The 3,676-nt window shown below is 69.2% G+C and carries 5 protein-coding genes; 2 read left to right on the forward strand and 3 right to left on the reverse strand.

The genetic code is table 11. The features are described from left to right. A partial coding sequence (locus ACWDD7_RS37385; RefSeq protein WP_450460677.1) for a cellulose binding domain-containing protein occupies positions 1–453 on the forward strand: 453 nt, incomplete at its 5' end. 14 nt (positions 454–467) lie between these two features. Next, positions 468–2,297: an endo-1,4-beta-xylanase gene (locus tag ACWDD7_RS37390; RefSeq protein ID WP_450460679.1), complete on the forward strand. Its 1,830-nt coding sequence runs from the start codon at positions 468–470 to the stop codon at positions 2,295–2,297. Positions 2,298–2,371: 74 nt separating this feature from the next. On the opposite strand, the gene ACWDD7_RS37395 is transcribed toward ACWDD7_RS37390, so the two are convergent. The 3 genes from ACWDD7_RS37395 to ACWDD7_RS37405 all read right to left on the reverse strand — a co-directional run. Beyond that, a complete protein-coding gene (locus tag ACWDD7_RS37395) occupies positions 2,372–2,659 on the reverse strand; it encodes a metal-sensitive transcriptional regulator (RefSeq protein ID WP_450460680.1) in 288 nt (95 codons plus the stop codon). Between the two features lie 38 nt (positions 2,660–2,697). Further along, positions 2,698–3,276 carry a rhodanese-like domain-containing protein gene (locus ACWDD7_RS37400; RefSeq protein ID WP_351879809.1) on the reverse strand — a complete coding sequence of 193 codons (579 nt, stop codon included), beginning with the start codon at positions 3,274–3,276 and terminating at the stop codon, positions 2,698–2,700. A gap of 118 nt (positions 3,277–3,394) precedes the next feature. Next, positions 3,395–3,676, reverse strand: a 282-nt coding sequence (locus ACWDD7_RS37405) for a sulfite exporter TauE/SafE family protein (protein WP_450460681.1), incomplete at its 5' end; no start/stop codon positions are given.

Genomic DNA, 3,676 nt, shown 5'->3' on the forward strand with positions numbered 1-3,676 from the left:
GTCAAGGTGCAGTACAAGAACAACGACAGCTCGCCCACCGACAACCAGATCAAGCCGGGTCTGCGTGTCGTCAACACCGGGACCGACCCGGTGGACCTGTCCAAGGTGACGATCCGCTACTACTTCACCGGTGACGGTGGCGCGTCCACCTTCACCACGTCGTGCGACTACGCGGCCGTCGGCTGCTCGAACCTCACGCAGAAGGTCGTCGCCCTGTCCTCGCCGAAGTCCGGCGCGGACCACTACGTGGAGATCAGCTTCACCTCCGGCGCAGGCACGCTCGCCGCGGGTGCGAACACCGGTGACATCCAGAGCCGGATCAACAAGAGCGACTGGTCGAACTTCAGCGAGAGCGACGACTACAGCTACGCGACCAACACCGCCTACGCCGACGCCACGAAGGTGACCGTGTACGTCGACGGCACCCTCGCGGGCGGCACCGAGCCCAACTGAACGAGGAGAAAGTGGTGAGATCTCTTCTGCACCCCATGCGCGGCGGGGGGCTCGCGGTCGCGCTGGCCACGCTGGTGACCACCGGCTTCGGCCTGCTCGCCGTCGGGACCGCCCCGGCCCAGGCCCAGGGCAGCACCCTGAACCAGCTGGCCCAGGCCCACGGCCGCTACTTCGGCTCCGCAACCGACAACTCGGAACTCAACGACTCGGCCTACACCGCCGTCCTGGGCAGTGAGTTCGGCTCGATCACGCCCGGCAACTCGATGAAGTGGGACACCACGGAGCCCTCCCAGGGCCAGTTCAACTTCAGCGGCGGCGACGCGATCGTCCAGTTCGCGCAGGCCCACAACCAGCAGGTGCGCGGCCACAACCTGGTCTGGCACAGCCAGCTCCCCAGTTGGGTGAGCAACCTCCCCTCCAGCCAGGTCCAGGCCGCCATGGAGAACCACATCACCAAGGAGGCCGGCCACTACAAGGGGGAGGTCTACTCCTGGGACGTGGTCAACGAGCCCTTCAACGACGACGGCACCTACCGGACCGACGCGTTCTACAACGCCATGGGCAAGGACTACATCGCGGACGCGCTGCGCACCGCGCACGCCGCCGACCCCGGTGCCAAGCTGTACATCAACGACTACAACATCGACGGCACCGGCGCCAAGGCCGACGCCATGTACCAGCTGGCCAGCGACCTGAAGAAGCAGGGCGTGCCACTGGACGGCATCGGCTTCCAGGGCCACCTGGCGGTCCAGTACTCGTTCCCCTCCACCATGCAGCAGAACCTCCAGCGCTTCGCCGACCTCGGGCTCGACGTCGCGTTCACCGAGCTGGACGTGCGCATGGAACTGCCCGCGGACAGCACCAAGCTGGCTGCCCAGGCCGACTACTACCGTCAGGTCACCAATGCCTGCCTCGCCGTCACCCGCTGCGTCGGCATCACCGTGTGGGACTTCGACGACAAGTACTCCTGGGTGCCGAGCACCTTCTCGGGGCAGGGCGCCGCCGACCTCTACGACGAGAACCTCCAGACCAAACCGGCGTACACCGCGGTCCAGACCGCACTCGGCGGCTCCGGCGGCGGAGGCGGCACGGACACCACACCGCCTTCCGCGCCCTCGGGCCTGGCGGTGTCCGCGACGACCAGTTCGAGCGTGTCGCTGAAGTGGTCGGCGGCCACGGACGACGTGGGGGTCACCGGGTACGACGTGTACCGGGGGGCCACCAAAGCGGGCAGCACGACCTCGACGTCGTACACGGACAGTGGTCTGTCGGCGTCCACGGCGTACTCGTACACCGTGAGGGCGAGGGATGCCGCGGGGAACGTCTCGGCGGCGTCGAGCGCGGTGACGGCGACGACTGCGGCGACCGGTGGTGGTACGCCGGGCACGGGTGCGGTGAAGGTGCAGTACAAGAACAACGACTCCGCGCCGACGGACAACCAGATCAAGCCGGGTCTGCGGGTGGTGAACACCGGGAGTGGTCCGGTGGATCTGTCCAAGGTGACGATCCGCTACTACTTCACCGGTGACGGTGGCGCGTCCACCTTCAGCGCGTGGTGCGACTACGCGGCCGTCGGCTGTTCGAACGTGACGCAGAAGGTGGTCGCCCTGTCCTCGCCGAAGTCGGGCGCGGACCATTACGTGGAGGTCGGGTTCACCTCCGGTGCCGGCACGCTCGCCGCGGGTGCGAACACCGGTGACATCCAGAGCCGGGTCAGCAAGACGGACTGGTCGAACTTCAGCGAGAGCGACGACTACAGCTACGCGACCAACACCGCGTACGCCGACGCCACGAAGGTGACCGTGTACGTCGACGGCACCCTCGCGAGCGGCATCGAACCGTAAGCCCCGGGAGCCATCGAGAGCTTCGCCCCGTGCGCGGCGGCCCGGCCAGGGCCCGCGGCGTACGGGGCGAAGTGTCATGCCAACGACAGGAAGAGCTTCTCCAGGCGGGCCCGCGTCTGCTCGGGGTTCTCGCCGCCGCGCCGTGCGTCCTCGAAGTCGGCCACACACTTCTGGAGGCCGGTCGCGATGATCGCGAAACCGGCGCGGTCGAGCGCCCGCGAGGCGGCGGCCAGCTGGGTGACGACCTCCTCGCAGTCCCGGCCCTCCTCGATCATCCGGATCACCCCGGAGATCTGGCCCTGCGCGCGCCGCAGCCGGTTCAGCACGGCCTTCAGGGGCGCGCCCTCCAGTTCGAGATCCACCGTCACTCCTCCGTCTGCCTGCCGTACGGACGCCGCGGTCAGAGGCTGCGCAGGCGCGCCAGCGTCGCGTCCAGGTCGGCCTTGCGGGGGCGGTTGTAGGGCAGCTTGGCCAGCATGGCGGCCATGCCGCAGGTGTTGGTCACGGCGGAGAAGACCAGACCGCCCGCGACGCCGGCGGACAGCAGCCGGAAGGCCGGGTGGACGAACTCGCCCAGGGCCAGGCCGGTCAGGACGAGCGATCCGGCGGTGAGGCGGACCTGGCGGTCCATGGCCCAGGCCGACTTGACGTCGCAGGCCACGGGGCGGTCCAGGTCGTTCCCCTGGGCGGCCCAGGCGCCGGTGCCGCCCGCCAGGGTCGCGGTGTGGATGCCCTTCTCGGCGAGCTGCCGGCAGGCGTTCTCGGAACGGGCGCCCGACGCGCAGACCACGAGGATCTCGGCGCGCTCGGCGGCGCTGCGGATGTCGGGCAGCGCGCGGTCGAGCTGGTCCAGCGGGATGTTCAGGGCACCGGGTATGTGACCGCCGGCGTACTCGCCCGGGGTGCGGACGTCGATCACGGTGAGTTCGTGCAGACGGTCCTGGGCCTGGTGAGGAGCGAGAGTGGTGAGGGTCGTCATGGCAGTTGTCGTCCTTGTGTTGTCGAGGGCGTCCCCGATCGGGGAGTGCCGTGTGTGGGGGGTGGGGTGCGGGGGGCGCCCGGCGTTACCACTGTGCCAGGGCTCTGTGACGGCAAGGTCACGCGAGTACGTCGGCGAGCATGGAGACGGCGACCGCGAGCAGGACGTACGCGAAGACGCGTTGCAGCGTTCCGCCCTTGAGCTTCTTGGACAGGCGTTTGCCGTCCCAGGCGCCCAGCATGGCCGCCGCGGTGAACGGCGCGATGACCGCCCAGTCCAGATGCATCCCGGTGCCGGCGCGGGCGCCGAGCGCGGCCAGCGAGTTGATCGTGATGACCAGCAGGCTGGTGCCGACCGCGCGGCGCATGGGCAGTTTGAGGACGCCGACCAGCGCGGGGAC

The organism is Streptomyces sp. NPDC001056, from assembly GCF_053598955.1.

What these genes read in the sequence shown, in the direction of transcription:
- ACWDD7_RS37400 (WP_351879809.1), bottom strand. Translation starts at nt 3,276, where the DNA reads ATGACGACCCTCACCACTCTCGCTCCTCACCAGGCCCAGGACCGTCTG.